We start from the raw sequence: 25,791 nt of genomic DNA on the forward strand, positions 1-25,791 counted from the left end.
GAGTTCTGCTGGGACTTCTGCCGTGCCTTCTGCTGCGACTTCTGCTGCGACTTCTGCCGTGACTGCAGCCGTGACTGCAGCCGTGACTTCTGCCGCGACTTCTGCCCCCGCTGCGACCCGGTCGCCCGTGCCCGCCTCGCCCAGTACGGCGCGGGCCATCAACGACCGCCTCGCGCTGCGACTCCTGCAGGACTCCGGGCCGCTGACGGCCACCCAGCTCAAGGCCATGACCGGACTCTCCCGCCCCTCGGTCGCCGACCTCGTCGACCGCCTCACCGGGGCCGGGCTCGTCGAGGTCGTCGGGGAGTCCGGCGAACAGCGGCGCGGCCCCAACGCGAAGCTGTACGGGATCGTCGCCCACCGCGCCCACCTGGCCGCCCTGGACGTACGGACCGACAGCGTCACCGCGGTCGTCACCGACCTGCTCGGCACCCCCATCGCCCGCGCCGCCCTGCCCGTGGGCGCCCCCGAGGACGCGGTCGCGACCCTGCTGAGCACGGCCCGCGAAGCGGGGGCCGCGGAACTGCACACCGTCGTCATCGGCGCCCCCGGCCTGGTCGCCCCCGCGACGGGCGAACTCCGCGACACCTCCGGCCTGCCGGCCTGGCACCGGGAGCTGGTGGCGGCCCTGCAGCGGAGCCTGCCGGCCGTGGTGCTGGTCGAGAACGAGACGAACCTGGCCGCCCTCGCCGAGCAGAGCCTGGGCACGGCCCGCGACCTGGACTCCTTCGTCCTGCTGTGGCTCGGCGCGGGGGTGGGCGCGGCGGTGGTCCTGGACGGCCGGCTGCGCCGCGGCGCCTCGGGCGGGGCGGGCGAGATCGGATTCCTCCCGGTGCCGGGCACCGGCGGCCTGCCGTCGGCCACCGGCTGCGCGGGCGGCTTCCACGCGCTGGTCGGCCGGGACGCGGTCACGGCGCTCGCACGCGAGCACGGCTTCGAGGGCCCGGCCGAGCAGGCGGCGGCCGGCGCCGCGGGGGAGGCCTTCCTCGACGCCTTCGCGGAACGCCTGGCCCTGGGCGCGGCAGCCGCCGCGGCGCTGCTGGACCCGGGCTGCGTGGTCCTGGCCGGCGAACTCGGCCGCGCGGGAGGCCCGGCCCTGGCGGCCCGGGTGGCCCACCGCCTGGCGGCCCTGACCCCGGTCCCGACGGAGGTCCGCGCCACGACCCTGGGCGACCCGGCGGTCCTGGCGGGCGCGCAACTGGCGGCCCGGGAGGCGGCGCAGGAGGTGCTGTTCGGGGGGTGAGGGGGTGGGGGGGCAGGGGCAGGGGCAGGGGCAGGGGCAGGGGCCCGGGTTGGCGGGGCCTCGGCTGGTCGGGGGCGGAGAGGGCTTGGGGGGTTCCCGGCTGTCCCATCGTCCTTCCGTGTCGGGCCGGTCTGTCAAGGGCGCTCCTCCTTCGTCGTCGCGTCGCTGCGCGATCGCCTTCGGCGACCCTTGACAGACCGTCCCGCCACGGAAAGACAAAGGACAGCCGGGAACCCCCCAAAAGGACGGGCCGGCTCAGGGGCTCCAAAGGCGGGCCGGGCAGCGAAGTCCGACCCCGTTGAGGTGGGGCACATCCCTCCTCGGCCCTCCAGGGCCACCGCCCGGGCCGGGCAGACGGCCACCCTCCCCGAAACCCCCACCGCAAGCCCCTCGGCGGGAGGAAGGGCGCCCCAGATCGCTACGCGCTCCTCACGTCTCGGCGTCTGTGACCCGTCCGGGGCTGGTCACGCCCCAGATCGCTACGCGCTCCTCTTTGATGGCGTCCACGGTTGATTGGGGCTGGTCATAGGCCGCCACCGACCGGTACGCGCTCCTGTAAGACGGCGTCAGACGGCGGTCTGGGGCTGATACGGCGTTGTGCGCAGGTCGAGCATGTAGAAGACCTTGTCGTATCGGTGGGAGCCGACGGCGACGAAGTCCGGCAGACGGCCGTATTCGGTGAAGCCCAGCGATCGGTAGAGACGCAGGGCGTTGGCGTTGTCACCACGGGCATCCAGGGTGAGGACCTCGATCTCCGCCCGCCTGGCGGCCGAGACCAATGCGTCTGTCAGTACCCGTCCGATGCCGCGACCGTGGGTGGCCGCATTCACGGCAACCTTCTCCAGATCGGCGTGTGGACGATGCGTCGGCCGTGCGTAGCGGGACCAGTACCCCAGGCCGACCAGCCGACCGTCGAGGTATGCGGCACGCAGGGCTGCGTCGCCACTGTGAGCCGCTGCGATCACGTGGTCGAGGAGATCCGAGACCTCTTCACGTGAAGGCGGTTCGACCCAGCCGAGTGCTGCGCCCCCGAGGACCAGCTCCGCAAGGATCCGATGGGCCGATGCCACGAACGGCGCCCAACGATCCGCATCGAGTTCCGTCGCGTCAACGACGACGACGTCGGGGGAGGCGTGGCTGCTCATGCCGGAAGACTAACCAGTCAAGCGGCTCTGATGATCATCAAGCTCTTCGCTGTACGTCATTGGGGTGGGGATCCCTGGCAGCAAGCCTTCTTTGGTCCCGACCGGCCGAGGCCCCGCCACCCCCGACCGGGTGTGGGTGGGCGACCACCGCCCCGGTGCGGGGCCCGAGGGGGTGAAGTCGCGCCCGTCCGTGAACCCGTGCCGCGGCTACCGCCCCCGCCCCGCCGCGAACTCCGCGAACGTGGTGTGGCCCGTCGCGTGTGACGGGGCCAGGTTGCCGCCGCGCTTGAAGGCCGCGTACGTCTTCCCCGCCAGCGGCACCGACAGGACGCGCCGCCTGCGGTGCGTCGCCGCGAGGTAGGCGCGGGCCAGGTCGGGCAGGGTGCGGATCTCCGGGCCGCCCATGTCCGGGACCCGGCCGGCGGGGGTCGGGACCGCCAGGTCCGCGAGGCGGGCCGCGACCTCCTCGACGGCGATGGGCTGGACCCGTACCCCGCTCGGCACCGGGATCGGGACGAGCGGCAGTTTCGCCAGGGTCTCCACCATCTGCGCCACCAGGTCGTGGAACTGGGTCGTGCGCAGGATCGTCACGCCCAGCCCGGACGCCTCCAGCATCCGCTCCACCTCCAGCTTCGCCTTGTAGTAGCCGAGGGGGACCACGTCCACGCCGACGATCGAGATGTAGACGAGGTTGCGAACGGTCCCCGCCCGGCGCGCGGCCTCGATCAGGTGGCCGGCCGCCACTTCGTCACCGCCGCCCGGCGCGCTCGCGCAGTGCACGACCACCTCCACGCCCGCCATCGCCGCGTCGAGGCCGTCGCCGGTGCGCAGGTCGACCGGGAAGTCGGCCGAGCTCCGGCTCAGGACGCGGACCTCGTGGCCCGCGTCCCGGAGCCGGGCTACCAGCGGCTTGCCGAGGGTGCCGGTGCCTCCGGTGACGAGGATGGGGTTTGTGGGGTTCGGGGTGCTCATGGGACTGCCCTTCGCTGGGAACTTCCGTTGCCCAGCTTGGACCGGACAGGGCTCAGGAATGTGACAGCTGGCGGTGGAGGAATTCGAGCTTCTCCGGGTTCGTCACCGTGCGCAGGCCGCTGACCAGCCCGTCTTCGATCTCCACCTGGAAGATTCCCAGGTCGCCGAAGAGCAGTGTGGGTGATCCGTTGACCTCGGCGAAGGTGATCGTCAGGTCCTCGCCGTACTTCGCCATGATGCCCACCGCGAAGCGGGCCACCTTGTCGCGGCCCAGGATCGGCCGCAGCGCCGCGCTGACCACTCCGCCGCCGTCACCGACGTACTTCGCGTCCGCGGTCAGCATGGTCTCCAGCCGGGACACGTCCCCGCAGCGCGCGGCCTCCAGGAAGGTCTCCACCAGGCTCTGCCACCGCGCGGGGTCCGGCTCGAAGCGCGGCTTGGGCGCGGAGACCCGGGCCGCCGCCCGGCGGTAGAGCTGGCGGCAGTTGGCCTCGGAGAGGTCAAGCAGCCCGGCGATGTCCCGGTGGGAGTACGCGAAGGCCTCGCGCAGGACGTACACGGCCCGCTCCACCGGCGTGAGCTGCTCCAGCAGCACCAGCAGGGCCATGGACACGTTGTCCCGCTGCTCCGCCGACTCCAGGGGGCCGAGCGCCCCGCCTCCGGTGAGCACCGGCTCGGGGAGCCAGGGGCCGACGTACTCCTCGCGCCGGGCGCGCGCGGAGGTGAGGGCGGTGAGGCAGAGGTTCGTGACGGCCTTGGCGAGCCAGGCCCCCGGGTGCTCGACGTCGCCGCGGTCCGCCGCCGTCCAGCGCAGGTAGGCGTCCTGCACGATGTCCTCGGCCTCGGTGGCGGAGCCGAGCATGCGGTAGGCGATGCCGAACATCCGGGGGCGGTGTTCCTCGAAGTCCGCGGCCGACGCGGCGACATGGGTGAGCATCCGGCCAGCCTAACGAGCGAGGACCCGGTGGCCGCCGGGCCACCGGGTCCTCACGATCTACGGCTGTTCACGGGGTGTCAGCAGGCGCCCTGGTCCTTCCAGACGCCCCATTCACCCGTGGTGCCGGGCTCTTCGTTCTGCGTCCACCACTGGGCCTTCCAGTTGTGGCCCTTGTGGGAGACGACGTTGCCGCTGTTGTAGACCGTGCCCGCGACGTACGCCGGATTGGTGCACGTGCCGCCCGTCGGGGGAGTCGTCGGCGGCGTGGTGGGAGGCGTGGTCGGGGGAGTGGTCGGCGGAGTGGAGCCGCCGCCCGGCTGGACCACCGTCGTGCCGCGGGCCAGGTCGCCGGCGAGGGCGTAGGTGGTGCCGGAGATGTTCACCGTCCAGTTGGAGGGCGTGGACACCGGCAGGTAGTAGTTGAACGCCAGGTCGACCGAGGCGCCCGGGGCCAGCGTCTGCCAGGCCGGGAGCTTCAGGGAGACCCGCTGGAAGTCGCCCTTGAGGCCGCCGACGTTGTTGCCGGTGTGGCCACTGCTGATCACCGTCGTGCCGAAGCCGGACTGGTCCGAGGCGTTGTTCGGGGCCGAGGTGCCGTAGTCGAACTGGAACTCGGTGCCGCCGGGCAGCGTGGTGTTCGTGTTGTTGGTGATCTTGAGCTTCGGGGTGATCGGGTAGTTGGAGTCGCCCAGCTTGAACTCGGTGAACTCCGCCTTGATGTCGACGGCCTGGGTGGGCAGCGTGGCGCCCGCCTTCTTCGCCCCGTACGGGGAGGCGGCCTTGAACTTGTCGTACATCAGGGAGGTGAGCGTGTCGCCCATCTCGTACTGGCCCTTGGCCGAGTTGTACGCGTAGTCGCCCGCGAGCTCCCAGACCATCGTGCCGCCGATGCCCTTGTTCACCACGTAGTCGGCCTTGGCGGCCACCGACTGCTCGTCCTCGGTGGAGAGGAACACCTTCTTCTGGCTGTTCCACAGCCACGGCGCCACCAGCGTGGAGTCGTACTTGCGGGCATAGGTGCCGGTCAGCGTGGTGTTCGCGGGGAAGCCGTACTTGGTGACGTAGTCGCCGACGACCCCCTTCTCCAGGTTCTTGGCGTGCCACATCGGGTTGGACCCGGCCGGGGACTCGGCCCCGTTGGTGTCCTTGTCGTGCCAGAGGTTGTCGATGCCGACCGCGCCGTCACCGCACTTCGTCAGGCCCGCGCCCGCCGGGCAGGTGGTCGCGGGGGCCTTGCCCCACAGGCCGTCCGTGCCGCCCTGCACGTTCTTGAAGCCGCGGGTGTAGTACGGCAGGCCGATGTTGATGCGGCCCCCCGGCATCGAGCCGCGGAAGTAGTGGTACGCCCAGTCGGTGTTGAGGTAGCCGACGCCGCCGTACTGGGAGGTGGAGTAGACGCTCGCGGCGGCCAGTTCGCCGTCCTTGCCGTCGTCGAAGAGCGAGGCGTTCGGGCCGACGTACTCGTTCCAGGCGCCGTGCAGGTCGTAGGACATGATGTTGACGTAGTCCAGGTACTTCTGCATCTGGAACGTCTCCATGCCCCGCAGCAGGTAGCCGGAGGAGGGGGCGGCGACGGAGAGCAGGTAGTGCTTGCCGTCGGCGGCGCCCGCGCGGTCGAGCTTCTCGCGCAGCGACTTCATCAGGGCCGCGTAGCCCTGGACCAGGCCCGCGCGGCGGGCGTTGGAGAGCTGCCAGTCCAGCGGGTTGCCGGAGTCCTTCATCGTGGTGGGGTACTCGTAGTCGATGTCGACGCCGTTGAACCCGTACTTGCGGATGAACTCGACGGAGGAGTCCGCGAAGGTGTCGATGCCGGCCTGGTTGACCGAGCCGTCGGCGTTGGTGGCCATCGAGTAGAAGCCGCCGGAGGCGACCCGGTTGCCGTCGTCGCCGAAGTAGCCGCCGGTCTCCGCCCAGCCGCCGACCGAGATCAGCGTCTTGACGTTCGGGTACTGCTTCTTGAACTTCGTCAGCTGGTTGAAGTGGCCCTTGTAGGGGAGGGCCGGGTCCATCTCGGCGCCCGCGACGCCAGGCCAGGTCATGCCGGTGGCGGCGTTGTTCGCGTTGTCCGTGCCGACCGAGATCTTGTTGTCGGCGCCGACGTGGGCGAAGGCGTAGTTCAGGTGCGTGACCTTGGACCAGGGGATGTTGTTGGCGAGGTAGGCGGGGGTGCCGTCCTTGCCGGTGCGCCAGCCGGTGAAGTATCCGATGACGCGGCGCTGGTGGTCGGCGCCCATCTTCTCGCGGCCTTCGGAGTCGTAGACCGAGCAGTACGGGACGTCGACTCCGGCCGTCTTGTACAGCCCGTCGGGGCGACAGCTCTCGTTGTCTGCGGCGTGCGAGACGCCCGTCGAGAGCCCCGCGACCAGCAGTCCGGCGATTGCGGCGCCGGATGCCAGGAGCATCGCTCTCGTACGTGTGGGGGACAGCATGGTGCCTCCTGGGGAGGGGAGGATGGCAGGACACAACAGGCATGCGGGTACTGCGTGTTGGCCCGTGACGTGCGCACATCTGACGGGCTGTTCCCGGGTGAAGACGAGGGGAACGTTAAGAGGACTAGACCAAACCGTCAATAGGTCTGGACCAACCTCGGGTCCGGTGCGTTCGTCGCGCCGGAGCCGGGGCGGACTCGCGGCGGACTCGCGGCGGAGGGTCGCTCAGGGGGGTGCGGAGGTATGGTCGGAGTGAGATCCAGATCACTCTGCGTGTGACCCAGGCCACACCGCATCACCCGCATGGCCGCCGATCACCCGTGGCAGACTGGGCTGCAGTACCAGTAAGCAGCGCACTCCGGGGTCGGTGTAATTCCGAACCGGCGGTTATAGTCCGCGACCCGTCCGCAGCCAGCGGCCGGTTGACCAGGTGAGATTCCTGGACCGACGGTTAAAGTCCGGATGGGAGGCAGTGCGCGGCGGGCCAGTGACCGGTACGCCGCCGTCGGCGGTTCATCGTCGCATCCCTGCGGATGTGTCGGAGCGGACCGTTTTTCCGGCCTCGGCGTCCCCGTGTGAGCTGTTCCGCTTCATCTGTCGTATCCCGACAGGCCCCGGAGTCCGTGCCCGATGTGGCAGGAGGACCCGGTGGCGACACACGCCGCGCACGAAGCACCCGACACGGGCACCCGTGCCATGCGCCGAGCCGTCGAGCTCGCGTCCCGCGGACTCGGCTCCACCAGCCCCAACCCGGTCGTCGGCTGCGTCATCACCGACGCCGCGGGCACGATCGTGGGCGAGGGCTGGCACGAGCGGGCCGGCGGCCCGCACGCCGAGGTCCACGCCCTGCGCGCGGCCGGGGAGGCCGCCCGCGGCGGCACCGCCTACGTCACCCTCGAACCCTGCAACCACACCGGCCGTACGGGACCGTGCGCCGGGGCCCTCGTCGACGCCGGGATCACCCGCGTGGTCTACGCGGTCTCCGACCCGAACCCGCAGGCCAGCGGAGGTGGCGCCACCCTGCGCGCCGCCGGCGTCGCCACGGAGTCCGGGCTGCTCGCGGAGGAGGCCGAGGCGGGCAACGCCGCCTGGCTGACCTCCGTACGCCTGGGCCGCCCGTACGTCCTGTGGAAGTACGCCGCCACGCTCGACGGCCGTATCGCCGCGGCGGACGGCACCAGCCAGTGGATCAGCTCGGCCGAGTCCCGCGCCGACGTCCACCGGCTGCGCGCCGAGGCCGACGCCGTGGTCGTCGGCTCCGGAACCCTGCGCGCCGACGACCCGCACCTCGCCGTCCGGGGCGTCGAGGGCGCCGTCCAGCCCCTGCGCGTCGTCCTGGACACCCACGCGACCATCCGGCCCACCGCCCGCGTCCTGGACGCGGTCGCACCCACCCTCGTCGTCGTGGGCGAGGACGCCGACACCCGCCACCTCACCGGAGTGGAGCCGGCCCGGCTCCCGTACGACAAGCGCGGGATCTCCGTGGACGCCCTGCTGCGCGAGCTGTACGGGCGCGGCGTCCGCTCCGTCCTCCTCGAAGGCGGCCCGACCCTGGCCGGCGCCTTCGTCGCCGCCGGGGCCGTCGACAAGGTCGTCGGCTACCTCGCCCCGGTCCTCCTCGGCGCGGGCCCCGCGGCCCTCGGCGACGCCGGCATCGCCACCCTCACCGACGCGCTGCGGCTCCGGATCACCGAGACCGTCCGCATCGGCGCCGACATCCGCGTCACCGCCGTCCCCACGGCAACCCCCTCAGACCCCTCAGTCCCCGCCGCCCCCACTGCCCCCAAGGAGCACTGAAGTGTTCACCGGAATCGTCGAAGAACTGGGCGAAGTCGTCGCCGTCGAGGAGCTCGAGGAAGCCTCCCGCTTCCGCCTGCGCGGCCCCGTCGTCACCGAGGACGCCAAGCACGGCGACTCCATCGCCGTCAACGGCGTCTGCCTGACGGTCGTGGAGACCGGCGACGGCGAGTTCACCGCCGACGTCATGCAGGAGACCCTCAACCGCTCCAGCCTCGGCGCCCTGACCAAGGGCTCCCGGGTCAACCTGGAGCGCCCGATGGCACTCGGCGGACGGCTCGGCGGCCACCTGGTCCAGGGGCACGTGGACGGCACCGGAGAGATCCTCTCCCGGACGCCCTCGGAGCACTGGGAGATCGTCAAGGTCGCCCTCCCGGCGAACCTCTCGCGCTACGTCGTCGAGAAGGGCTCCATCACGGTCGACGGCGTCAGCCTCACCGTGGTCGAGGCCGCCGCCGACTGGTTCACCATCAGCCTCATCCCCACCACCCTCGCCCTGACCACCCTGGGCATCAAGCAGCCCGGCGACCCGGTCAACCTCGAGGTCGACGTCCTGGCGAAGTACGTGGAGCGGCTGCTCGGCAAGGACCAGGAGGCGGGCAAGTGAGCGCCCTGAACTGGCTGAACTCGGAGGCCTTCACCGCCTTCGACCAGCACATCAAGTGGTCCGACATGATCGGCAACACAATCGGTCTGATCGCCCTCGCCCTCGGCTGGCGGCGCTCCATATGGACCTGGCCCGCCCAGTTCCTCTCGGGCGTCATCCTCTTCGTGGCCTTCGCCGCCGGTCACCTGTCCGGCAGCGCCGGCAAGCAGGTCGTCGTCATGCTCGTGGCCGCCTGGGGCTGGGCACAGTGGAGCCGGGGCCGGCAGCAGGCCCAGGACGGAACCATCGCCGTCCGCTTCGCCACCTGGCGCGAGCGCGGCGCGCTCGTCGGCGCCGCGGCCCTCGGCACCGTCGCCGTCGCACTGCTCTTCACCGCCTACCCGGCGCTGTCCTGGGACCCCTGGCCCGACGCGTACATCTTCGTCGGCACGGTCGTCGCGATGTACGCCCAGTCGCGGGGCATGGTCGAGTTCTGGTTCGCCTGGCTCCTCGTCGACCTGGTCGGCGTGCCCCTGAACTTCGCCAACGGATACGCCTTCTCCGGCTTCGTCTACGTCATCTACGGCGCGCTCGTCCTGTGGGGCATGCGCGACTGGTGGCTCCGCTCTCGCACCGCCCCCGCCCCGGCCCTGGAAGGAGCAACGGCATGACCAGCCTCAAGCCCGTGCCCGACATCCCCGAAGAGACCTTCCGCCTCGACCCCGTCGAGCAGGCCATCCGCGACATCGCGGCGGGCCGCCCGGTGGTCGTCGTCGACGACGAGGACCGCGAGAACGAGGGCGACCTCGTCATCGCCGCCGAGAAGGCCACCCCCGAGATCATCGCCTTCATGATGAGCGAGTGCCGCGGCCTGATCTGCGCCCCCATGGAGGGCGACGAGCTGGAGCGCCTCGAACTCCCGCAGATGGTCCGGAACAACACCGAGTCGATGAAGACCGCCTTCACCGTCTCCGTCGACGCGAGCGCCGCCCACGGCGTCTCCACCGGAATCTCGGCCGCCGACCGCGCCACCACCCTGCGGCTCCTCGCCGACGGAGTCTCCGGCCCCGGCGACTTCGTCCGCCCCGGCCACATCTTCCCGCTGCGCGCCAAGCCCGGCGGCGTCCTGGTCCGCAACGGCCACACCGAGGCCGCCGTCGACCTCGCCCGCCTCGCGGGCCTGCGCCCGGCCGGCGCCATCGTGGAGATCGCCGGCGAGGACGGCGTCATGCTGCGCCTGCCCGAGCTGATCCCCTTCGCCCGCAAGCACGGCCTGACGATCATCTCCATCGAGGACCTGATCGCCTACCGCCGCTCCGCCGAGCCGACCGTGCGCCGCGAGGCCGAGGTCAGGCTGCCGACCTCCTTCGGCGAGTTCACCGCGTACGGCTACCGCTCCACCGTCGACGGCGTCGAGCACGTCGCCCTCGTCCACGGCGAGGTCGGCAACGGCGAGGACGTCCTGGTCCGCATGCACTCCGAATGCCTGACCGGCGACATCTTCTCCTCCCAGCGCTGCGACTGCGGCCCGCAGCTGCACGCCTCCATGGAGCGGATCCAGGCCGAGGGCCGCGGGATCGTCGTCTACCTGCGCGGCCACGAGGGCCGCGGCATCGGACTGCTGTCCAAGCTGCGCGCGTACGAGCTCCAGGAGCGCGGCCGCGACACCCTCGACGCCAACCTGGAGCTGGGCCTGCCCGCCGACGCCCGCGACTACGGCTCCGGCGCGCAGATCCTCGCCGACCTGGGCGTCCGCAGCGTCCGGCTGCTGACCAACAACCCCGACAAGGCCGCCGCCCTCGTCCGCCACGGCATCACGGTCACCGACCGGGAGGCCATGCCGGTGGAGGCGGGCGAGCACAATCTGCGGTACCTGCGCACCAAGCGGGACCGGATGGGCCACGACCTGCCCTGGCTGGACACGGCAGTACCCGCGTCCACCTGCGGCAACCAGTAAGAACGCACCACCAACCCCTACGTACGTCCACGAAACAACGAGGAGCAGAGCTGTGAGCGGCAAGGGCGCACCCGAACTGAGCGTGAAGAACTGCGGAGACCTCCGAGTCGCCGTGATCGCGGCCCAGTGGCACGAGAAGGTCATGGACGGGCTGGTCGACGGCGCCCTGCGGGCCCTGCACGAGCTCGGCATCGACGAGCCCACCCTGCTGCGCGTCCCCGGCAGCTTCGAGCTCCCGGTCGTGGCCAAGGTGCTCGCGGGCCGCGGCTACGATGCCATCGTCGCCCTCGGCGTGGTCATCCGCGGCGGAACCCCGCACTTCGACTACGTCTGCCAGGGCGTCACCCAGGGCCTGGTGCAGGTGTCGATCGACACCGGAGTCCCCGTCGGCTTCGGTGTTCTGACCTGCGACAACGACGAGCAGGCGCTGGACCGCGCCGGGCTCGAAGGGTCGAACGAAGACAAGGGGCACGAAGCGGTCACCGCCGCCGTCTCCACCGCCATGACCCTGCGGACCGTCAGCGAACCCTGGCGGTAGTCCACGGAGTGAACCCTGGCGCCGTGCGGGCCGGGTGAACCCGTACTCTAAGGGCATCATGGCGAACAAAACCTTCGAAGAGCTCTTCACCGAGCTCCAGCTCAAGGCCGCCAACGGCGACCCCAGCACCTCCCGTACCGCCGAGCTCGTCGGCAAGGGCGTCCATGCCATCGGCAAGAAGGTCGTCGAGGAGGCCGCCGAGGTCTGGATGGCCGCCGAGTACGAGGGCAAGGAAGCCGCCGCCGAGGAGATCTCCCAGCTGCTGTACCACGTCCAGGTGATGATGGTCGCGCGCGGGATCTCCCTCGACGACGTCTACGCGCACCTCTAGGCCAGAGCCCCCGCGCGGGTTCCGCCAGGTTCCCCGCACCCACCACACCCACCGCACCACGCACTGAAGGAAGCCCCATGCTGCGCATCGCCGTCCCCAACAAGGGTTCACTCTCCGGACCGGCGTCGGCGATGCTCCATGAGGCCGGCTACCGCCAGCGCAAGGAGTCCAAGGAACTCGTGGTCGTCGACCCCGAGAACGGGGTGGAGTTCTTCTACCTCCGCCCCAAGGACATCGCGATCTACGTCTCCTCGGGCAAGCTCGACATCGGCATCACCGGCCGTGACCTGCTGCTCGACTCCGGCGCCAGCGCCGAGGAGATCCTGCCGCTGAACTTCGGCCGGTCCACCTTCCGCTACGCCACCAAGCCCGGCACCGCGAAGGGCCCCGAGGACTTCCACGGGATGACGATCGCGACCTCGTACGAGGGAATCGTCGCCAAGCACCTCGCCGAGAAGGGCATCGACGCCTCCGTCGTCCACCTCGACGGCGCGGTCGAGACCGCCATCCAGCTCGGCGTCGCCCAGATCATCGCGGACGTCGTCGAGACCGGCACCAGCCTGCGCAACGCCGGCCTGGAGGTCATCGGCGAGCCGATCATGACCTCCGAGGCCGTCGTCATCCGCGGCAACGGCACCGACCCCGAGAACCCGCAGGCCCAGCAGTTCCTGCGCCGCCTCCAGGGCGTCCTGGTGGCCCGCAGCTACGTGATGATGGACTACGACTGCCGCGCCGAGCACCTGGAGCGCGCGGTCGCCCTCACCCCGGGCCTGGAGTCGCCGACCGTCTCCCCGCTGCACAACGAGGGCTGGGTCGCGGTCCGTGCCATGGTCCCCGCCAAGGAAGCCCAGCGGATCATGGACGACCTGTACGAGCTCGGCGCGCGCGCGATCCTCACCACCTCGATCCACGCCTGCCGGCTCTGACCGCACCGCACCGCGATCCCGCAATTCCAGAAGGCGCTGAAGCACACATGAGCGAGCCCGCCGCCCAGCCCGTACCGCCCGCCCTGCCGGTCACCTTTCGGCCCAACCGCACCCGGGCGGTGCTGCTGAGCGTCGGGCTCCTCATGTTCACCACCATCACGGCCATCGCCGTCCTGCTGGAGAAGCTCGGCCCGGGGGAGCGGATCAGCTTCGTCCTCACCGCCGCGCTGCTGAGCTCCGTACTCGTCCTGCTCAGCCGCCCCAAGGTCGTCGCCGACGAGACCGGCGTCACCGTCGTCAACCTGACGTCCAAGCGCCGCCTGGAGTGGGCGCAGATCCTGCGCGTCAACCTCCGCCCCGGCGACCCGTGGGTGTTCCTCGACCTCAGCGACGGCACCAGCCTGCCCGCCCTCGGCATCCAGCCCGGGGTGGCCCGGACCAAGGCCATCGGCGACGCCCGCGCCCTGCGCGCCCTCGCCGAGGCGCACGGAACCGGTACAAACGACCACTGAGCGCACGAAGGCTCGTCGCTGCGTCCCATTGCGGCCAGGATCTCAATGACTACCCTGGTGGCGGGGCGCATCCGTGCGCCCCTCCACCGGCCCCGGAACCCCGGGCCCGCCGGTCACCTGCGACTTGAGGAGTGACTCCCTCCAGCAATGGACGGATCGTCCGGTAGTACTAGCGCCGCCCTCCCCACGGAGGCGGCGGCATGACCATCCCGCTACTCCTGCTCGTGGCGGCATTCGCCCTGATCCTCGCCAACGGTTTCTTCGTGGCGGCCGAGTTCGGCCTCGTCACCGTCGAGAAACCCGAGGCCGAGCGCGCCGCAGCCGAAGGCGACCGCCGTGCCCGCACGGTGGTCGAGTCCCTGAGGGAGCTGTCCTTCCAGCTCTCCGGAACCCAGCTCGGCATCACCATCACCTCCCTCGTGGTCGGCATGCTCGCCGAGCCCGCCCTCGCCGCACTGCTGTCGGGGCCGCTCGAAGCGACCGGCCTGCCGAAGGGAGCCGTCTCCGGCGTCGCCGTCGTCATAGGCATGCTGCTCGCCTCCGCCGTCCAGATGGTCGTCGGCGAGCTCGTCCCGAAGAACTGGGCGGTCTCCCGGCCGCTCCAGGTCGCACGCTTCGTCGCCGGCCCCCAGAACACCTTCTCCCGCGCCTTCCGGCCGGTCATCGCCGGCCTCAACGCCGTCGCCAACCGGCTCGTACGGGCGCTGGGCGTGGAGCCGGCCGAAGAGATGGCCTCCGCCCGCACCCCGGGCGAACTGGTCTCCCTGGTCCGCCATTCGGCCCAGGCCGGCGCCCTCGAACAGGACACCGCCGACCTCTTCGTACGGACCCTCTCCCTGGGCGAGCTCACGGCCCAGCACGTCATGACCCCCCGCGTGAAGGTCAGCGCACTCCAGCACACCGCCACCGCCACCGACGTGCTCAACCTGACCCGGGCCACGGGCCTGTCCCGCTTCCCGGTCTACCGCGAGCGCATCGACGAGGTCACCGGCGTGGTCCACCTCAAGGACGCCCTCGCCGTGCCCGAGGCCGACCGCGCCCGCACCGTCGTCGCTCGGATCTGCGTCGCCCCGCTCCTGGTACCGGGCTCCCTGCCCGTGCAGCCGCTGCTGGAAAGGCTGCGCAGCGAGCAGCCCATGGCCGTGGTCGTCGACGAGTACGGGGGCACGGCCGGCGTGGTCACCCTGGAGGACATCGTGGAGGAACTCGTCGGAGAGGTCCGCGACGAGCACGACCTCGCCGAGGACGACAGCCCCGAACTGGCCGCCGTACCCGCCGAGGACGGCCGCCCCTCGTGGGAGGCCGACGGCAGCTGCCGGGTCCAGACCCTGCGCCGCATAGGCCTGGAAGTGCCCGAAGGCCCGTACGAGACCGTCGCCGGGCTCGTCGCCGACCTCCTCGGCCGGATCCCCGCGCCCGGGGACCGCGCCGAGCTCCCCGGCTGGAAGCTGTCCGTCCGTCAGGTCGGCCGCAACCGCGCCGAACGCGTCCGGATGGTCCGTACGGTGCCCGCGCCCGCCGCGCAGGCAGGCCGGCCGCACCAGGCCGGAACCGGGCCGCTGTCCGGCGCCGACCGGCTCACGGGTCCCGCGGCCGGACGCTCCCCGGGCTCCCACGACCTGGCCGCCGCGTACGCGGCCGGCCACCCCGCCGCGCGCGGGGCGGGACAGGGCGCGGCCACGCCCGCCGAGGCCGAGGCGGTCGCCCGGTGAACGCGCTCCAGCTCCTCTTCGCGCTGCTCCTGGTCCTCGCCAACGGCTTCTTCGTCGGCGCCGAGTTCGCGCTCGTCTCCGTACGGCGCAGCCAGATCGAACCCCTCGCGGCCGGGTCCAAGCGGGCCCGGCAGGTCCTCCACGGGCTGGAGAACCTGCCCCGCATGATGGCCGCCGCGCAGTTCGGCATCACGGTGTGCTCGCTCACCCTCGGCGCGGTCGCCGAACCCACCGTGGCCCGGCTGCTGGAACCCGCGTTCCACGCCGTCCACGTCCCCCAGGGCCTGATCCACCCCCTCGGCTACGCGTTCGCGCTCGCCGCGGTGGTCTTCCTGCACCTGGTCATCGGCGAGATGGTGCCGAAGAACCTGGCGATGGCCGCCCCGGAGAAGACCGCGCTCTGGTTCAGCCCCGGCCTGGTCGCCTTCGCGCGGCTGTGCGGACCGGTCACGACCGCGCTGGGGGCCTGCGCCGCGCTCGTCCTGCGGCTCTTCGGAGTCGAGCCCAAGGACGAGGTCGAGGCCGTCTACACCAGCGCCCAGCTCGGCCGGCTCGTCGAGGACTCCCGGCAGGCCGGGCTCCTCGAACCGGGCGAGCAGGAACGCCTGGAGGACGCCCTCGAACTGGGCAGCCGCCAGGTCACCGACGTCCTCCTGCCCCCGGGCCGGCTGGTCACGGTCGGCCCCTCGGCCACCCCGCGCCAGATCGAGCAGCTGACCGTGCGCACCGGCTACTCCCGGTTCCCCGTCCGCGCGGACAGCGGCGCCTTCATGGGCTACCTGCACGTCAAGGACGTACTGGACCTGGAGGAACGGGAACGGGCCGTACCGCAGCGGGTCTGGCGCAGGATGACCACCCTGTGCGCGACGCTCCCGCTGGACGACGCCCTCAGCGTCATGCGCCGCGACGCCACCCACCTGGCCCAGGTCGCCGACCCGGCCGGCCGCGTCCTGGGCCTGGTCGCCCTGGAGGACGTCCTGGAAATGCTGGTGGGCGAGGTCCGCGACCCCGCGCACCGCGTCCCGGCGGGCCGTCCGGGACCCCGCCCGGAAGGGGCGCTGACCGGCTGACCCGACGCCGGACCCGCCGTCCCGCGGCGGGTCCGGCGGGGTTCGGTCACCGGGTGCCGGGGCAATACTGACCGTACGCGGGAGGGGGCGGTCGGATGTCGGGCGAGCACGGTGAGGCAGCCGCCAGGATGGTGGCCCTGCTGAGCGAGGACCCGGCCGTGGCCTCCCCGGTGGCGCGCCGACTCCGTGCGCTGGTGCACGACCGGCTGACGGAACAGGGCCGCGCCTTCCTGGCCGCCTTCGAACGCGACCCCTCCGTACCGGAAGAGGCCGACCGGCTCACGGCGGCGCTCCTCAACCTGACCGAGGCGGACCCGGAGTTCGCGGCGGAGGCCGACGCCCTGCTGCGGGGCGACCTCGGCAGCCGGTCGGACGAGGCGTGGGCCGTCCGCAGCGCAGGGCGCCCGCTCTCCGTCCTCTGGTTCGTGATCCCCCTGGCCGTCCTCTGGCTGATCCTCAACGCCGTCGCGGCCTTCTCCGGAGCACCCCCGGACATGCCGTAGCGCTGCGCTGTCGCGCCCTCCGGCGCTTGAGGACCGGGGTCCCGGGGGCGGGAGCCCCGCGCCGCGGCCCCGGCTAAGCCGCCACGCGCCGCCCCGGCCCGGCTCACAGCGGCGGCGGCTCCGGCCGGTCCTGCGGTCCCCGGCCCGACAGGACCTCCCCGTACGCCTGCATCAGGTCCGGCAGCCGCAGCGTCGCCAGGTCGTCCCTCGACGGCTCCCCGGCGAAGCCCGCCAGCCGCAGGTCACGGTACGCGCAGCTCTTCTCGTACAGCGTCCGCAGGAACCGCCCGTTGCCGAGCTCGTCGATCCACCCCTGCTCCACCACGTGCCCGCTGATGCTGCGCAGCTCCTCCAGCGCCTCCTCGTCCCAGCCGTCCCCGTTCGCCTCCGCCAGGACCCCGCCGATCGCGGTCAGTTCCAGCGGCCGGTAGCTCGGGAAGTCCACCCGCGTGGTGAACCGCGAGGACAGCCCCGGATTGGCCGCGAGCAGCCGGTCCATCCCGGCCGGATAGCCCGCCAGGATCACCACCAGGTGGTCCCGGTTGTCCTCGGCCCTCTTCAGCAGCACTTGGAGCGCCTCGTCGCCGTACGCGTCGCCCTTGCTGTAGCCCGAGTTGGACAGTGAGTACGCCTCGTCCACGAACAGCACCCCGCCGATCGCCGAATCGATCAGCTCGTTCGCCTTCACGGCCGTCTGCCCGAGGAACTCACCGACCAGGTCGGCCCGTTGCGCCTCCACCAGATGGTCGCCGCCCAGCAGCCCCAGGGCGTAGAAGACCCGGCCCAGGATCCGGGCCACCGTGGTCTTGCCCGTGCCCGAGGGGCCGGAGAAGACGAAGTGCCGCTTCGGCGGCTGCACCGGCAGCCCCTGGCCCGCCCGCAGCCGTGCCATGTGCAACTGCGCGGACAGCGCCTTCACCTGACGCTTCACCGGCTCCAGGCCCACCATCCGCTCCAGCTCCGCCAGAGCCTGCGCGAGTGCCTCCGGGTCGGCCGGCCCCGCCGGGAGCCCGCCGGGCGCGCCCTGCGCGGGGAGCGGCATCTTGCGCCGGGTGCCCTCCACCCGGCTCCCGGGCGGTACCGGCGGAGCCAGCGGGTCCGGGTCCGCGGCCTGGCCGTCCGGAGCGATGTCCTGGACGGGACCACCGCCCAGCGCCACCTTCGCGAAGCCCCCGCCCGCCGGGGACGGGCCGTGCCCGCCGGAACCGCCGTACGCGGCGTACCCGGCCGTGCCCGCCAGATCGGCCATGCCGTCGGTGTCGTCGCCGTCCTCGATCGCCGTCAGCCGGGCCGCGGTGTCCATGAAGGCGGGGTCCACCCGGTGCACGGCCCGGTACAGCGGCAGTGCGGCCGCGCTGCGCCCGGTCCCCTCGTGTGCCCGGGCCAGCCAGTACCGCAGCTCCTTGCGCTGCGGCTGCTCGCTGCGACATCGCATCAGCGCGGCCGACAGCAGCGGCTCCGCCTGCCCGTACATCTCCAGCCGGACCCGCGCCATCCCGCCGAACAGCCCCGCCTCGATGCCGAGCAGCGGATCGTCCACCAGCGGCTCGGTGTTGCGCACCAGGAGCTCCCAGTCCTTGACCAGGTACGCCCGGCACGCGTGCAGGAAGCGCACCTGCGGATCGGTGTCCACCGGGGGCAGCGCGGCCAGTGCCTGGTCGAGCTCCGGCACGTGGCGGCCGTCCAGCCAGTGCGAGGCGTGGGCCAGCAGCAGGTCCCGCCGGCTCTCCAGCACCGGCTGCACCCACCAGCCCAGCCAGTACCAGGAGTTCAGCGTCCGCCGGTGCCGGGCCCGCTGCTCGCCGAAGCGGTCCCGGTGCGCGTACATGCGCAATAACGCGTTCGTGGTGTCGACCCTCAGCGCGTGCAGTCCCAGCCAGGCGTCGGCCATCGCGGGATCGAGCCGTACGGCCGTCCGGAACTCCTCCTCCGCCTGCGGATAGGCGCCCATGGTGCAGGCGTCGACCCCGCGCAGCCAGGCGAGTTCGGCCGGGGCGTGCGTGCTGCCCGGCGCGGCGAAATCCATCACGTCCCCCACAAGCCTGCCCTCGTGGTGCGCGGCAACCCCCGCTTCGAGCGCGCGAGTTGTGCCGGTGCCCCGACTGGCGTCGCTGAAATCAGGGCTGCATCGTACCTGCGGTTTCGCACCTTACGTAGGGTGCGACGGGCCCGGGTCGTGTGTGCGCCCCCGATGCGCGCGGTGACTCAGGGTGAAGGAGCGGCGCCGATGCGTCCCGGCCGGGGGCAGAACGAAGCCCCCGATCACGGGGGAACGATCGGGGGCTTCGTGTCCGCGTCGGCCGGTGAAGGCCTCGCATTGAGAACGTAAGGCCGCCGCGGGCCCCAGGTCAAGCAGGTCGCGAAAGGCCCGCCGAAGCGGATTTCCAGGGCCGCTCAGGCCCGGGGGAGTCCGTCACCCTCGGTGACGAAAGCGGCCGTTCGCGGGGTCGCAGAAGTCCCGGAAGACCACTCGTATCCCGTACCGCTCTGGCGTACCAGGGCGTCGGCGAAGGGGCGCGAAGGGTCGTCCGAGAAGTGCGCGAGCTCCGCGCGCTCCCATCCGTCCCAGAAATCGGAGAGTTCACGCCCGTCCCTGTCCCGCCCGCGCCCCCAGGACGTCGCACGCGGGGTCTCCATCCACAGCAGCCGCGCCAGGTGCGGTCGCAGCGTCCGCCGCCCGGCCCCGACCCCCTCGACGAGGAGCACCGGCGCGGGCTCCAGCACCCGCAGGGGCCCGAAGCGGCGCTCCACCCAGTCGTACGGGGCCCAGTGCGCGGGCCGGCCGGCGGCCAGCGGCTCCAGGACCTGGGCCCGCAGCCGCTCCTGCCAGTCGAACAGCTCCTCGTGCGTGGCCACGTCGTCCAGGTGCAGTACCGGAGCCCCCATCGCCTCCGCGAGCAGCCCCGCGAAGGTGCTCTTCCCGGAGCCGGCGTGCCCGTCGATCCCGATCAGCCGCACCGGGCCGAGGGACGGCGGCAATGCGGCGAGCTCCCGCGCGAGCGGTTCGAGGGACCGGTGTGACCGGTGCGACGGGTCTGACTGGTGCGACTCCACCCGACCAGCCTAGGCGCTCGCCTGGGACCGCCGACACGGCCCGCCGCTTCGGCGCGCGGCCGCCGGGAACTGGAAGGGTGATGCCCAGCCACGCACCGACCCACCCCTGGGGGAGCCAGCGATGACCGCACCCACACCGCGCAGGGCCGTACTCGTCGCCGCACTCGCGGTCGCCACCGCGGCCACCGCCGCCACCGTCCCCGGCGGCAGCGCCGAGGCCGCGGCGGCCCCTTCGGCCCCACCCGCCCCGCGGGCCTCCGGTCGTACCGTCGACAACCACTTCTGGTACTCGTACGCGCACTGGCTGGCCGGCACCCACCAGGGCACCACCGCGGTCGGCGGAGCCCGGCCCGGACTGGAGATCAAGACCCCGGTCGGCCGCACCGAGTACGCCGACCCGCACACCGGGAAGAAGAGCACCTGGGAGTACGCCTCCTGGACCTCCCCGGTGCACCGCTCCGCCGTGCCCGCCACCGAGGCCATCGCCTCCTGGAACGCCCGCACCCCCGCGGGCACCTGGATCCAGGTCGAGCTGCGCGGCACCTACGGCGACGGCAGGTCCACCCCCTGGTACGTCATGGCCCGCTGGGCCTCCGGCGACCGGGACATCCGCCGCACCTCCGTCGACGGCCAGTCCGACGGCCGCTCCACCGTCTGGACCGACACCCTGGCCGTGGACGCCCCCGCGAGCGGCCCGCGCATCACCGACTGGCGGCTGCGCCTGACCCTGTACCGCAAGCCCGGCGCGGACCGGGGCCCCGCGGTATGGCTGGCCGGAGCCATGCTCTCCGCCGTCCCGGACCGCTTCACCGTCCCCGCCTCCACCCCGTCCGGGAAGGCCCACGAGCTGAAGGTCCCGCGCTACTCGCAGGAGACCCACGCCGGCCAGTACCCCGAGTACGACAACGGCGGCGAGGCCTGGTGCAGCCCCACGTCCTCCCAGATGATCATCGAGTACTGGGGTCGCAAGGCCAGTGCCACCGCCCTGACCTGGGTCAACCCGAAGTACGCCGACCCGCAGGTCTGCCACGCCGCCCGCTCCACCTACGACGCCGCCTACAAGGGCTGCGGGAACTGGCCGTTCAACGCGGCCTACGCGGCCACCTACCGGGGCCTCGCCGGGGTCGTCACCCGCCTGACCTCCCTGAGCGAGCTGGAAACCCTCGTCCGGGCGGGCATCCCGGTGATCACCTCCCAGTCCTTCACCGCCGAGGAGCTCACGGGCGCCGGTTACGGTACCGCGGGGCACCTGATGACCGTCATCGGCTTCACCGCCGCCGGGGACGTGATCGCCAACGACCCCAACTCGCGCGACAACGCCTCCGTCCGCCGCGTCTACAAGCGCCGCCAGTGGGAGAACATCTGGCTGCGCACCAAGCGGCCGGGCGCCGCGGGCAAGGTCGCCTCGGGCAGCGGAGGCGTCTGCTACCTCTACGTCCCGGCCGCCCCGGACGCGGCGCAGCTGGGTGCCCTGCAAACGGTCGGAGTGCTGTGAGTTCTCCCGTTTGAGCAGGTCGCATAAGCGGAACATAATGGAGTAAATGGCATATAAAGGCTTCTCGGTAGGAGGCGGCCGGCCATGACCACCCACCCCAGCATCGAACACCACCCCGACCTCGCCGAGATGCGCTCTCGGTTCGAGCGGGTGACCAGCACCCCCGCGGCACAGGCCGTCGAGGCGCTTGCCCTGATCACGGGCCTGTACCTGGCCGCGTCGCCGTGGATCGCCGGGTTCAGCATCCTGACCCCGCTGGCGGTCAACAACCTGATCACCGGCCTGGCCTTCTGCCTGTGCATGGGCGGTCTCGGCTCCGCGTACGAGCGCACCCACGCGATGGCGTGGACGGCGGTCGTCCTCGGGGCGTGGACGATCATCGCCCCGTGGGCCATCGCCGGTCCCATGGACTTCACCCGCACGATCGTCAACAACGTGATCACCGGAGGCGTCGCCCTGTGCCTCGGCCTCGCGATGGCCGCAATGGCCGGACGCACCGAGACCCGTACCCGCGCCTGACGGCGCTGTAGGAGCAAGGCGACTCACGCCGGACCGATGAACGCGCCGGGCCCCGACCGAACAGGCCGGGGCCCGGTGGCACGTCCGCCGCCCGTCCGGGACCCGTGTGACCTGCGCCTCCAGTGACCATCGTCTCTACCGCGAAAGCCGCGAACGCCGGCACATTGGACGGCATGACCACTGAAGCCGCCACCCTCACCGCCCGCGCCCGGGGCCTCGTCCGCACCGGAGGCCCCAAGGACGGCCCCGCCTGGCTGGAGCACGTCCTCGGCTGGACCCTCGTGGTCGTCGTCGCCATGTTCGTCACCCAGGTCGGCTGGCTCTGACCGCCTGCACCGTGATCACGAGGCCTCCAGCCGGAGCCCGTCGGTGACGATCACGTCCGAGGTGACCAGAGCCTGCTCCGCCGTCACCTGGGTCATGAAGACGAACGGCGGGATGACCGGCGGCGCCGGCAGCCCCTGGGGGCTGAAGGTGACGCACAGCAGCCCCTCGATGCAGCCGCTGAACCTCGTGAGGTACAGCGTCACGTTCCCGCGCAGGTCGAGGGAGTCGGCCGCCAGCCCGTACTCCTCCCCGCCGTCGCGGGTGCGCAGCCGGTAGTCCCGCAGCGAGGCCGCGCGCATCCGCAGCACCAGCACCTTGAGCGGCCCGTCCGCCGTGGGCACCTCGGTGACCCCCGCCAGCGTGAAGCCCTGAGGCGCGAACCGCGAGGTCGTCACCGTCGGGGGAGTCCGCGCTGCCCTCGGAGCCCCTCCCGCCGGGGCGGCCTTCGCCTGCGGGGCGCCCGCGGCCAGGGCCGCGAGCAGCACCACGGGCAGGACGGCGGCCAGCGTCCGCTGCCCGCCGCCGTCCGACGCGGGGACGTACGCACCCTCCTCGTCGCCCCTCTGCCCCGCCTCCTCGTCCGCCTCCTCGTCCGGCAGCGGCGTCCAGCCGAACGCCAGCGCGCTCCCCGCGATGCCGAGCAGCATCCCGACCAGGAACCCGCCCAGATTGGTGGCGACGAAGGACAGCACCGACAACAGCAGGGCGTGCAGGGAGACGTAGGCCCGGGCCGCCGGCAGGAACCACAGGAACAGCGCCGCCAGGATCAGCGCGACGCCGATGCCGATGGCCGCGATCCCACCCAGCCCGAGACTGACCAGCACCGTCAGCGGAGAGAGCGGGACCAGCAGCAGCTCGGCCCCGCCCAGCAGCACCAGCAGCCCGCCCCAGAAGGGCCGGGTCCGGCGCCAGGTGCGCAGCCGCCGCCGCTGTTGCGGCAGCGGAAGTCGTCGTTCGAGCCACCCGCGCCACGGGCTCAGAAGCACTTCTTGCCGTCCAGGCCGACGCTCAGGCTCAGGCCCTTGAGCCGGAAGTTCCCGCCGGTCGCGGACCAGGCGTGCGACTTCACGCCCACCACCTCGATGTTCCCGGCCTGCAGGCCGAACTTCCCGGCCGGCCCCTGGACCCCGTCCACCTGGTCGAGGGTCGAGGCGTCCCGGCCGATCTGCGCCGTACCGAAGGTGGCGTCGCCGTTCAGGTCCTCGCCGTCGATCACCAGACTGCTGGCCGTGACCTCCCCGGCCGGGCCGCCTGCCGTCAGCCTGAAGACCACCTTGCCGACGGGGGTGTCGACCTCGGCCGCCTGGCAGATGTCGGAGAGCGTGGCCTCGCCGATTCCGAGCAGCGCCACCGGATGCCCCTTGCCGTCGGCGGAGCGGTCCGTCTGCACGTACGAGGCCAGGCCCTTGCTGCTGAGCTTGGACGAGGAGACCTGGAAGTCGGTCCCCGAGACGGCGAAGGAGGCGGCGAGCGCTCCCTGAGCCATGATCACGGCCATCGCGCCCACGGCCACGACCGCGGGCACGGCGACGGCCGCCGTCTTCTTCCAGTGGACCCGGCCCTCGCGGAGCGGTCTTCCGCTCGTGCCCTTGCTGCCCTTGTTCATGATCGTTCCTCCCGTACGTCGTCCGGTGCGCAGGGGAAGTGCTGCCATACTTCAGGCGTCTTGTGGCAGTTCGAGGCTAGGGCTGAATTTGAATAATAGTCAACAGCGCGGTGGGACCGAGCGTTCGCAGGTACGCAGGGCCGAACTCATGGCCATCGGGCGCAAGTTGTTCGCCGACACCTCGTACGACGCGCTCTCCATGGACGACATCGCCAAGCACGCGGGCGTCGCCAAGGGGTTGATCTACTACTACTTCAAGAGCAAGCGCGGCTACTACCTGGCCATCGTCGAGGACTCCGTCGCCGAGCTGGTCGCCCGCGCCGGAGGCGAGCCCGAGCTCCCGGGCGCCGAACGCGTCCGCCGCACCATCGACGGCTACCTGCACTACGCCGAACACCACCACGCCGCCTACCGCACCATCGTCACGGGCGGCGTCGGCTCCGACGCCGAGGTCCTCGCCATCCGCGACGCCGTCCGCGAGGAACTCGTCGCCACCATCGCCGAAGGCGCCTACGGCCACCGCGCGCTCCCGCCCATGGCCCGGCTCGCCCTCGTCGGCTGGCTCTCCGGCGTCGAGGGCATCACCCTGGAATGGATCGGCGGTCCGGGCGGCGCCGGTGCGACGGCCGATGCCCCCGCCCGCCCCGGCAGGGCCGAGATCGGAGCGCTGCTGGTCCGCCAGCTGCGCGCGACGCTGACGGTGATCGAGGAATTCGTCCCGGAGTGTCCGGCACCTCCCGCCCCCGAAGTGCCGTGAGGGCATCCGGATGATCTTGCCCCGGTGACGGGAAGCCCCTGATCGGGCATACTCAAGCCGCCGCAGCCGCTGAACAGCCCATTCCGTGATCCGGGAGGGACAGCATCGGCTGTGAGAGCACCGAGACCCGGTGGCGCGCACCACACCTTGCGCGTCGCCGCCGTGCCCGACGAGGGAGGAGAGCGCCGCCATGACAGACCGCGCCCCGCAGCCGGTGGACCGTCAGCTGCCCACCGAGGAGTCCCGGGACCTCCTCGCGCTCGTACGAGAGATCGCGCAGCGGGAGATCCGTCCCAAGGCCGCCGAGGAGGAGGACTCCGGGCGGTTCCCCCGGGAGGTCTTCACCCTCCTGTCCGACGCCGGACTGCTCGGCCTCCCGTACGCCGGTGAGTACGGCGGCGGCGAGCAGCCGTACGAGGTCTACCTCCAGGTACTGGAGGAGCTGGCCGCGGCCCGCCTGACCGTCGGCCTCGGCGTCAGCGTGCACTCCCTGGCCTGCCACGGCCTCGCCGGCTACGGCACCAAGGAGCAGCAGGGCGCCCACCTGCCCGCGATGCTCGGCGGCGGCCTGCTCGGCGCCTACTGCCTCTCCGAGCCCGCAGCGGGCTCCGACGCCGCCTCGCTGACCACCAAGGCGGTGCGCGACGGCGACGACTGGATCATCACCGGCACCAAGGCCTGGATCACCCACGGCGGGGTCGCCGACTTCTACACCGTCCTCGCCCGCACCGGCGTCGAGGGCCCCAAGGGCATCACCGCCTTCCTGGTGCCGGGTGACGCGGAGGGCCTGACGGCCGCCGTCCCCGAGAAGAAGATGGGCATGAAGGGCTCGCCCACCGCCCAGCTGCACTTCGACGGCGTACGAGTGCCCGACGCGCGCCGCATCGGCGAGGAGGGCCAGGGCTTCTCCATCGCCCTGGCCGCCCTGGACGCCGGCCGCCTCGGCATCGCCGCCTGCGCCATAGGCGTCGCGCAGGCGGCCCTCGACGAGGCCCTGACCTACGCCCTCGACCGCAAGCAGTTCGGACACCCGATCGCGGACTTCCAGGGGCTGCGCTTCATGCTGGCCGACATGGCCACCAAGATCGAGGCGGGCCGGGCCCTCTACCTCGCGGCGGCACGCCTGAGGGACGCGGGCAAGCCGTTCTCCCGGCAGGCGGCGATGGCGAAGCTGTTCTGCACCGACGCCGCGATGGCCGTGACCACGGACGCGGTCCAGATCCTCGGCGGCTACGGCTACACGGCGGACTTCCCCGTCGAGCGGCTGATGCGCGAGGCGAAGGTGCTCCAGATCGTGGAGGGCACGAACCAGATCCAGCGCATGGTCATCGCCCGCCACCTGGCGGGTCCGGAAACCCGGTAGGCACGGGTGGGG

Annotated in this window: 25 protein-coding genes and 1 riboswitch; of the genes, 17 read left to right on the plus strand and 8 right to left on the minus strand. The window is 72.0% G+C overall.

Annotation, left to right across the window (positions count from 1 at the left end):
• Nucleotides 1–127: 127 nt before the first annotated feature.
• On the plus strand, nucleotides 128–1,243 hold the full coding sequence (locus ACIQ5Y_RS07930) for an ROK family transcriptional regulator (protein ID WP_403876346.1): 1,116 nt from the start codon (nucleotides 128–130) through the stop codon (nucleotides 1,241–1,243).
• A gap of 566 nt (nucleotides 1,244–1,809) precedes the next feature.
• On the opposite strand, the gene ACIQ5Y_RS07935 is transcribed toward ACIQ5Y_RS07930, so the two are convergent.
• The 4 genes from ACIQ5Y_RS07935 to ACIQ5Y_RS07950 form a co-directional block, all read right to left on the minus strand.
• A complete protein-coding gene (locus ACIQ5Y_RS07935) occupies nucleotides 1,810–2,388 on the minus strand; it encodes a GNAT family N-acetyltransferase (RefSeq protein WP_403876349.1) in 579 nt (192 codons plus the stop codon).
• Nucleotides 2,389–2,595: 207 nt separating this feature from the next.
• Nucleotides 2,596–3,360, minus strand: coding sequence for an SDR family oxidoreductase (locus ACIQ5Y_RS07940; protein WP_403876352.1), 765 nt, complete (start codon nucleotides 3,358–3,360; stop codon nucleotides 2,596–2,598).
• A 52-nt stretch (nucleotides 3,361–3,412) separates the two neighbouring features.
• A complete protein-coding gene (locus ACIQ5Y_RS07945; RefSeq protein ID WP_403876354.1) occupies nucleotides 3,413–4,297 on the minus strand; it encodes an RNA polymerase sigma-70 factor in 885 nt (294 codons plus the stop codon).
• A 77-nt stretch (nucleotides 4,298–4,374) separates the two neighbouring features.
• A complete protein-coding gene (locus ACIQ5Y_RS07950) occupies nucleotides 4,375–6,726 on the minus strand; it encodes a chitinase C-terminal domain-containing protein (RefSeq protein ID WP_403876357.1) in 2,352 nt (783 codons plus the stop codon).
• Between the two features lie 349 nt (nucleotides 6,727–7,075).
• Nucleotides 7,076–7,206: riboswitch (FMN riboswitch) on the plus strand.
• Nucleotides 7,207–7,422: 216 nt separating this feature from the next.
• Here ACIQ5Y_RS07950 and ribD point away from each other — a divergent pair.
• From ribD to ACIQ5Y_RS08005, 11 genes are all read left to right on the plus strand, one after another.
• The gene (gene ribD / locus ACIQ5Y_RS07955) at nucleotides 7,423–8,523 is read left to right on the plus strand and encodes a bifunctional diaminohydroxyphosphoribosylaminopyrimidine deaminase/5-amino-6-(5-phosphoribosylamino)uracil reductase RibD (RefSeq protein ID WP_403876561.1); all 1,101 of its coding nucleotides are present in this window, start codon (nucleotides 7,423–7,425) and stop codon (nucleotides 8,521–8,523) included.
• 1 nt (nucleotide 8,524) lies between these two features.
• Nucleotides 8,525–9,130: a riboflavin synthase gene (locus tag ACIQ5Y_RS07960; RefSeq protein ID WP_403876360.1), complete on the plus strand. Its 606-nt coding sequence runs from the start codon at nucleotides 8,525–8,527 to the stop codon at nucleotides 9,128–9,130.
• Nucleotides 9,131–9,135: 5 nt separating this feature from the next.
• On the plus strand, nucleotides 9,136–9,780 hold the full coding sequence (locus tag ACIQ5Y_RS07965) for a nicotinamide riboside transporter PnuC (protein WP_403876564.1): 645 nt from the start codon (nucleotides 9,136–9,138) through the stop codon (nucleotides 9,778–9,780).
• A complete protein-coding gene (locus ACIQ5Y_RS07970; RefSeq protein WP_403876363.1) occupies nucleotides 9,777–11,066 on the plus strand; it encodes a bifunctional 3,4-dihydroxy-2-butanone-4-phosphate synthase/GTP cyclohydrolase II in 1,290 nt (429 codons plus the stop codon). Before ACIQ5Y_RS07965 ends, ACIQ5Y_RS07970 begins: the two co-directional genes overlap by 4 nt.
• Nucleotides 11,067–11,118: 52 nt before the next feature.
• Entirely contained in the window at nucleotides 11,119–11,604 is a 486-nt protein-coding gene (gene ribH / locus ACIQ5Y_RS07975) for a 6,7-dimethyl-8-ribityllumazine synthase (RefSeq protein WP_007262951.1), read from the plus strand.
• A 58-nt stretch (nucleotides 11,605–11,662) separates the two neighbouring features.
• Complete coding sequence (locus tag ACIQ5Y_RS07980; RefSeq protein ID WP_031005643.1) at nucleotides 11,663–11,935, plus strand: phosphoribosyl-ATP diphosphatase; 273 nt, start codon at nucleotides 11,663–11,665, stop codon at nucleotides 11,933–11,935.
• A 77-nt stretch (nucleotides 11,936–12,012) separates the two neighbouring features.
• Nucleotides 12,013–12,861: an ATP phosphoribosyltransferase gene (gene hisG / locus ACIQ5Y_RS07985; RefSeq protein ID WP_384589234.1), complete on the plus strand. Its 849-nt coding sequence runs from the start codon at nucleotides 12,013–12,015 to the stop codon at nucleotides 12,859–12,861.
• A 47-nt stretch (nucleotides 12,862–12,908) separates the two neighbouring features.
• A complete protein-coding gene (locus ACIQ5Y_RS07990; RefSeq protein WP_403876368.1) occupies nucleotides 12,909–13,373 on the plus strand; it encodes a PH domain-containing protein in 465 nt (154 codons plus the stop codon).
• 200 nt (nucleotides 13,374–13,573) lie between these two features.
• Nucleotides 13,574–15,085, plus strand: coding sequence for a hemolysin family protein (locus ACIQ5Y_RS07995; RefSeq protein ID WP_403876371.1), 1,512 nt, complete (start codon nucleotides 13,574–13,576; stop codon nucleotides 15,083–15,085).
• On the plus strand, nucleotides 15,082–16,155 hold the full coding sequence (locus tag ACIQ5Y_RS08000; RefSeq protein WP_403876374.1) for a hemolysin family protein: 1,074 nt from the start codon (nucleotides 15,082–15,084) through the stop codon (nucleotides 16,153–16,155). The genes ACIQ5Y_RS07995 and ACIQ5Y_RS08000 overlap by 4 nt, the downstream gene beginning before the upstream one ends.
• A gap of 95 nt (nucleotides 16,156–16,250) precedes the next feature.
• On the plus strand, nucleotides 16,251–16,658 hold the full coding sequence (locus ACIQ5Y_RS08005) for a hypothetical protein (protein WP_403876376.1): 408 nt from the start codon (nucleotides 16,251–16,253) through the stop codon (nucleotides 16,656–16,658).
• 103 nt (nucleotides 16,659–16,761) lie between these two features.
• Here ACIQ5Y_RS08005 and ACIQ5Y_RS08010 read toward each other — a convergent pair whose 3' ends face one another.
• Together ACIQ5Y_RS08010 and ACIQ5Y_RS08015 are read right to left on the minus strand one after the other, a co-directional pair.
• Nucleotides 16,762–18,684, minus strand: coding sequence for an AAA family ATPase (locus ACIQ5Y_RS08010; protein ID WP_403876379.1), 1,923 nt, complete (start codon nucleotides 18,682–18,684; stop codon nucleotides 16,762–16,764).
• Between the two features lie 368 nt (nucleotides 18,685–19,052).
• The gene (locus tag ACIQ5Y_RS08015; RefSeq protein WP_403876382.1) at nucleotides 19,053–19,712 is read right to left on the minus strand and encodes a uridine kinase; all 660 of its coding nucleotides are present in this window, start codon (nucleotides 19,710–19,712) and stop codon (nucleotides 19,053–19,055) included.
• A gap of 121 nt (nucleotides 19,713–19,833) precedes the next feature.
• Between ACIQ5Y_RS08015 and ACIQ5Y_RS08020 the strand changes: the two genes are divergently transcribed.
• The 3 genes from ACIQ5Y_RS08020 to ACIQ5Y_RS08030 all read left to right on the plus strand — a co-directional run bounded on the left by ACIQ5Y_RS08020 (nucleotide 19,834) and on the right by ACIQ5Y_RS08030 (nucleotide 22,052).
• Nucleotides 19,834–21,207 (plus strand): peptidase C39 family protein, encoded by a 1,374-nt coding sequence (locus ACIQ5Y_RS08020; protein WP_403876385.1) that lies wholly within the window; start codon nucleotides 19,834–19,836, stop codon nucleotides 21,205–21,207.
• A gap of 84 nt (nucleotides 21,208–21,291) precedes the next feature.
• A complete protein-coding gene (locus ACIQ5Y_RS08025) occupies nucleotides 21,292–21,726 on the plus strand; it encodes an SPW repeat protein (protein WP_403876388.1) in 435 nt (144 codons plus the stop codon).
• 173 nt (nucleotides 21,727–21,899) lie between these two features.
• A complete protein-coding gene (locus tag ACIQ5Y_RS08030; protein ID WP_403876391.1) occupies nucleotides 21,900–22,052 on the plus strand; it encodes an SCO1431 family membrane protein in 153 nt (50 codons plus the stop codon).
• Nucleotides 22,053–22,067: 15 nt separating this feature from the next.
• Here ACIQ5Y_RS08030 and ACIQ5Y_RS08035 read toward each other — a convergent pair whose 3' ends face one another.
• Complete coding sequence (locus ACIQ5Y_RS08035) at nucleotides 22,068–23,039, minus strand: DUF6114 domain-containing protein (RefSeq protein ID WP_403876394.1); 972 nt, start codon at nucleotides 23,037–23,039, stop codon at nucleotides 22,068–22,070.
• Nucleotides 23,030–23,659, minus strand: a complete 630-nt coding sequence (locus ACIQ5Y_RS08040; protein ID WP_403876397.1) for a DUF6230 family protein — start codon at nucleotides 23,657–23,659, stop codon at nucleotides 23,030–23,032. Before ACIQ5Y_RS08040 ends, ACIQ5Y_RS08035 begins: the two co-directional genes overlap by 10 nt.
• Before the next feature lie 88 nt (nucleotides 23,660–23,747).
• On the opposite strand from ACIQ5Y_RS08040, the gene ACIQ5Y_RS08045 reads away from it, so the two are divergent.
• Both ACIQ5Y_RS08045 and ACIQ5Y_RS08050 read left to right on the plus strand, forming a co-directional pair.
• Nucleotides 23,748–24,416 carry a TetR/AcrR family transcriptional regulator gene (locus ACIQ5Y_RS08045; RefSeq protein ID WP_403876400.1) on the plus strand — a complete coding sequence of 223 codons (669 nt, stop codon included), beginning with the start codon at nucleotides 23,748–23,750 and terminating at the stop codon, nucleotides 24,414–24,416.
• A 190-nt stretch (nucleotides 24,417–24,606) separates the two neighbouring features.
• Nucleotides 24,607–25,779, plus strand: a complete 1,173-nt coding sequence (locus tag ACIQ5Y_RS08050; RefSeq protein ID WP_403876403.1) for an acyl-CoA dehydrogenase family protein — start codon at nucleotides 24,607–24,609, stop codon at nucleotides 25,777–25,779.
• The last annotated feature ends 12 nt before the right edge of the window (nucleotides 25,780–25,791 follow it).

The organism is Streptomyces sp. NPDC096339, assembly GCF_044762985.1.
In the GTDB taxonomy this organism is placed as follows: Bacteria; Actinomycetota; Actinomycetes; order Streptomycetales; family Streptomycetaceae; genus Streptomyces.

Coding starts and splice junctions, on each gene's coding strand:
- ACIQ5Y_RS07935 (WP_403876349.1), bottom strand. CDS start 2,388: ATGAGCAGCCACGCCTCCCCCGACGTCGTCGTCGTTGACGCGACGGAA.
- ACIQ5Y_RS07940 (WP_403876352.1), bottom strand. CDS start 3,360: ATGAGCACCCCGAACCCCACAAACCCCATCCTCGTCACCGGAGGCACC.
- ACIQ5Y_RS07945 (WP_403876354.1), bottom strand. CDS start 4,297: ATGCTCACCCATGTCGCCGCGTCGGCCGCGGACTTCGAGGAACACCGC.
- ACIQ5Y_RS07950 (WP_403876357.1), bottom strand. CDS start 6,726: ATGCTGTCCCCCACACGTACGAGAGCGATGCTCCTGGCATCCGGCGCC.
- ribD (WP_403876561.1), top strand. CDS start 7,423: ATGCGCCGAGCCGTCGAGCTCGCGTCCCGCGGACTCGGCTCCACCAGC.
- ACIQ5Y_RS07970 (WP_403876363.1), top strand. CDS start 9,777: ATGACCAGCCTCAAGCCCGTGCCCGACATCCCCGAAGAGACCTTCCGC.
- ACIQ5Y_RS07980 (WP_031005643.1), top strand. CDS start 11,663: ATGGCGAACAAAACCTTCGAAGAGCTCTTCACCGAGCTCCAGCTCAAG.
- hisG (WP_384589234.1), top strand. CDS start 12,013: ATGCTGCGCATCGCCGTCCCCAACAAGGGTTCACTCTCCGGACCGGCG.
- ACIQ5Y_RS07990 (WP_403876368.1), top strand. CDS start 12,909: ATGAGCGAGCCCGCCGCCCAGCCCGTACCGCCCGCCCTGCCGGTCACC.
- ACIQ5Y_RS07995 (WP_403876371.1), top strand. CDS start 13,574: ATGACCATCCCGCTACTCCTGCTCGTGGCGGCATTCGCCCTGATCCTC.
- ACIQ5Y_RS08005 (WP_403876376.1), top strand. CDS start 16,251: ATGTCGGGCGAGCACGGTGAGGCAGCCGCCAGGATGGTGGCCCTGCTG.
- ACIQ5Y_RS08010 (WP_403876379.1), bottom strand. CDS start 18,684: ATGGATTTCGCCGCGCCGGGCAGCACGCACGCCCCGGCCGAACTCGCC.
- ACIQ5Y_RS08020 (WP_403876385.1), top strand. CDS start 19,834: ATGACCGCACCCACACCGCGCAGGGCCGTACTCGTCGCCGCACTCGCG.
- ACIQ5Y_RS08025 (WP_403876388.1), top strand. CDS start 21,292: ATGACCACCCACCCCAGCATCGAACACCACCCCGACCTCGCCGAGATG.
- ACIQ5Y_RS08030 (WP_403876391.1), top strand. CDS start 21,900: ATGACCACTGAAGCCGCCACCCTCACCGCCCGCGCCCGGGGCCTCGTC.
- ACIQ5Y_RS08040 (WP_403876397.1), bottom strand. CDS start 23,659: ATGAACAAGGGCAGCAAGGGCACGAGCGGAAGACCGCTCCGCGAGGGC.
- ACIQ5Y_RS08050 (WP_403876403.1), top strand. CDS start 24,607: ATGACAGACCGCGCCCCGCAGCCGGTGGACCGTCAGCTGCCCACCGAG.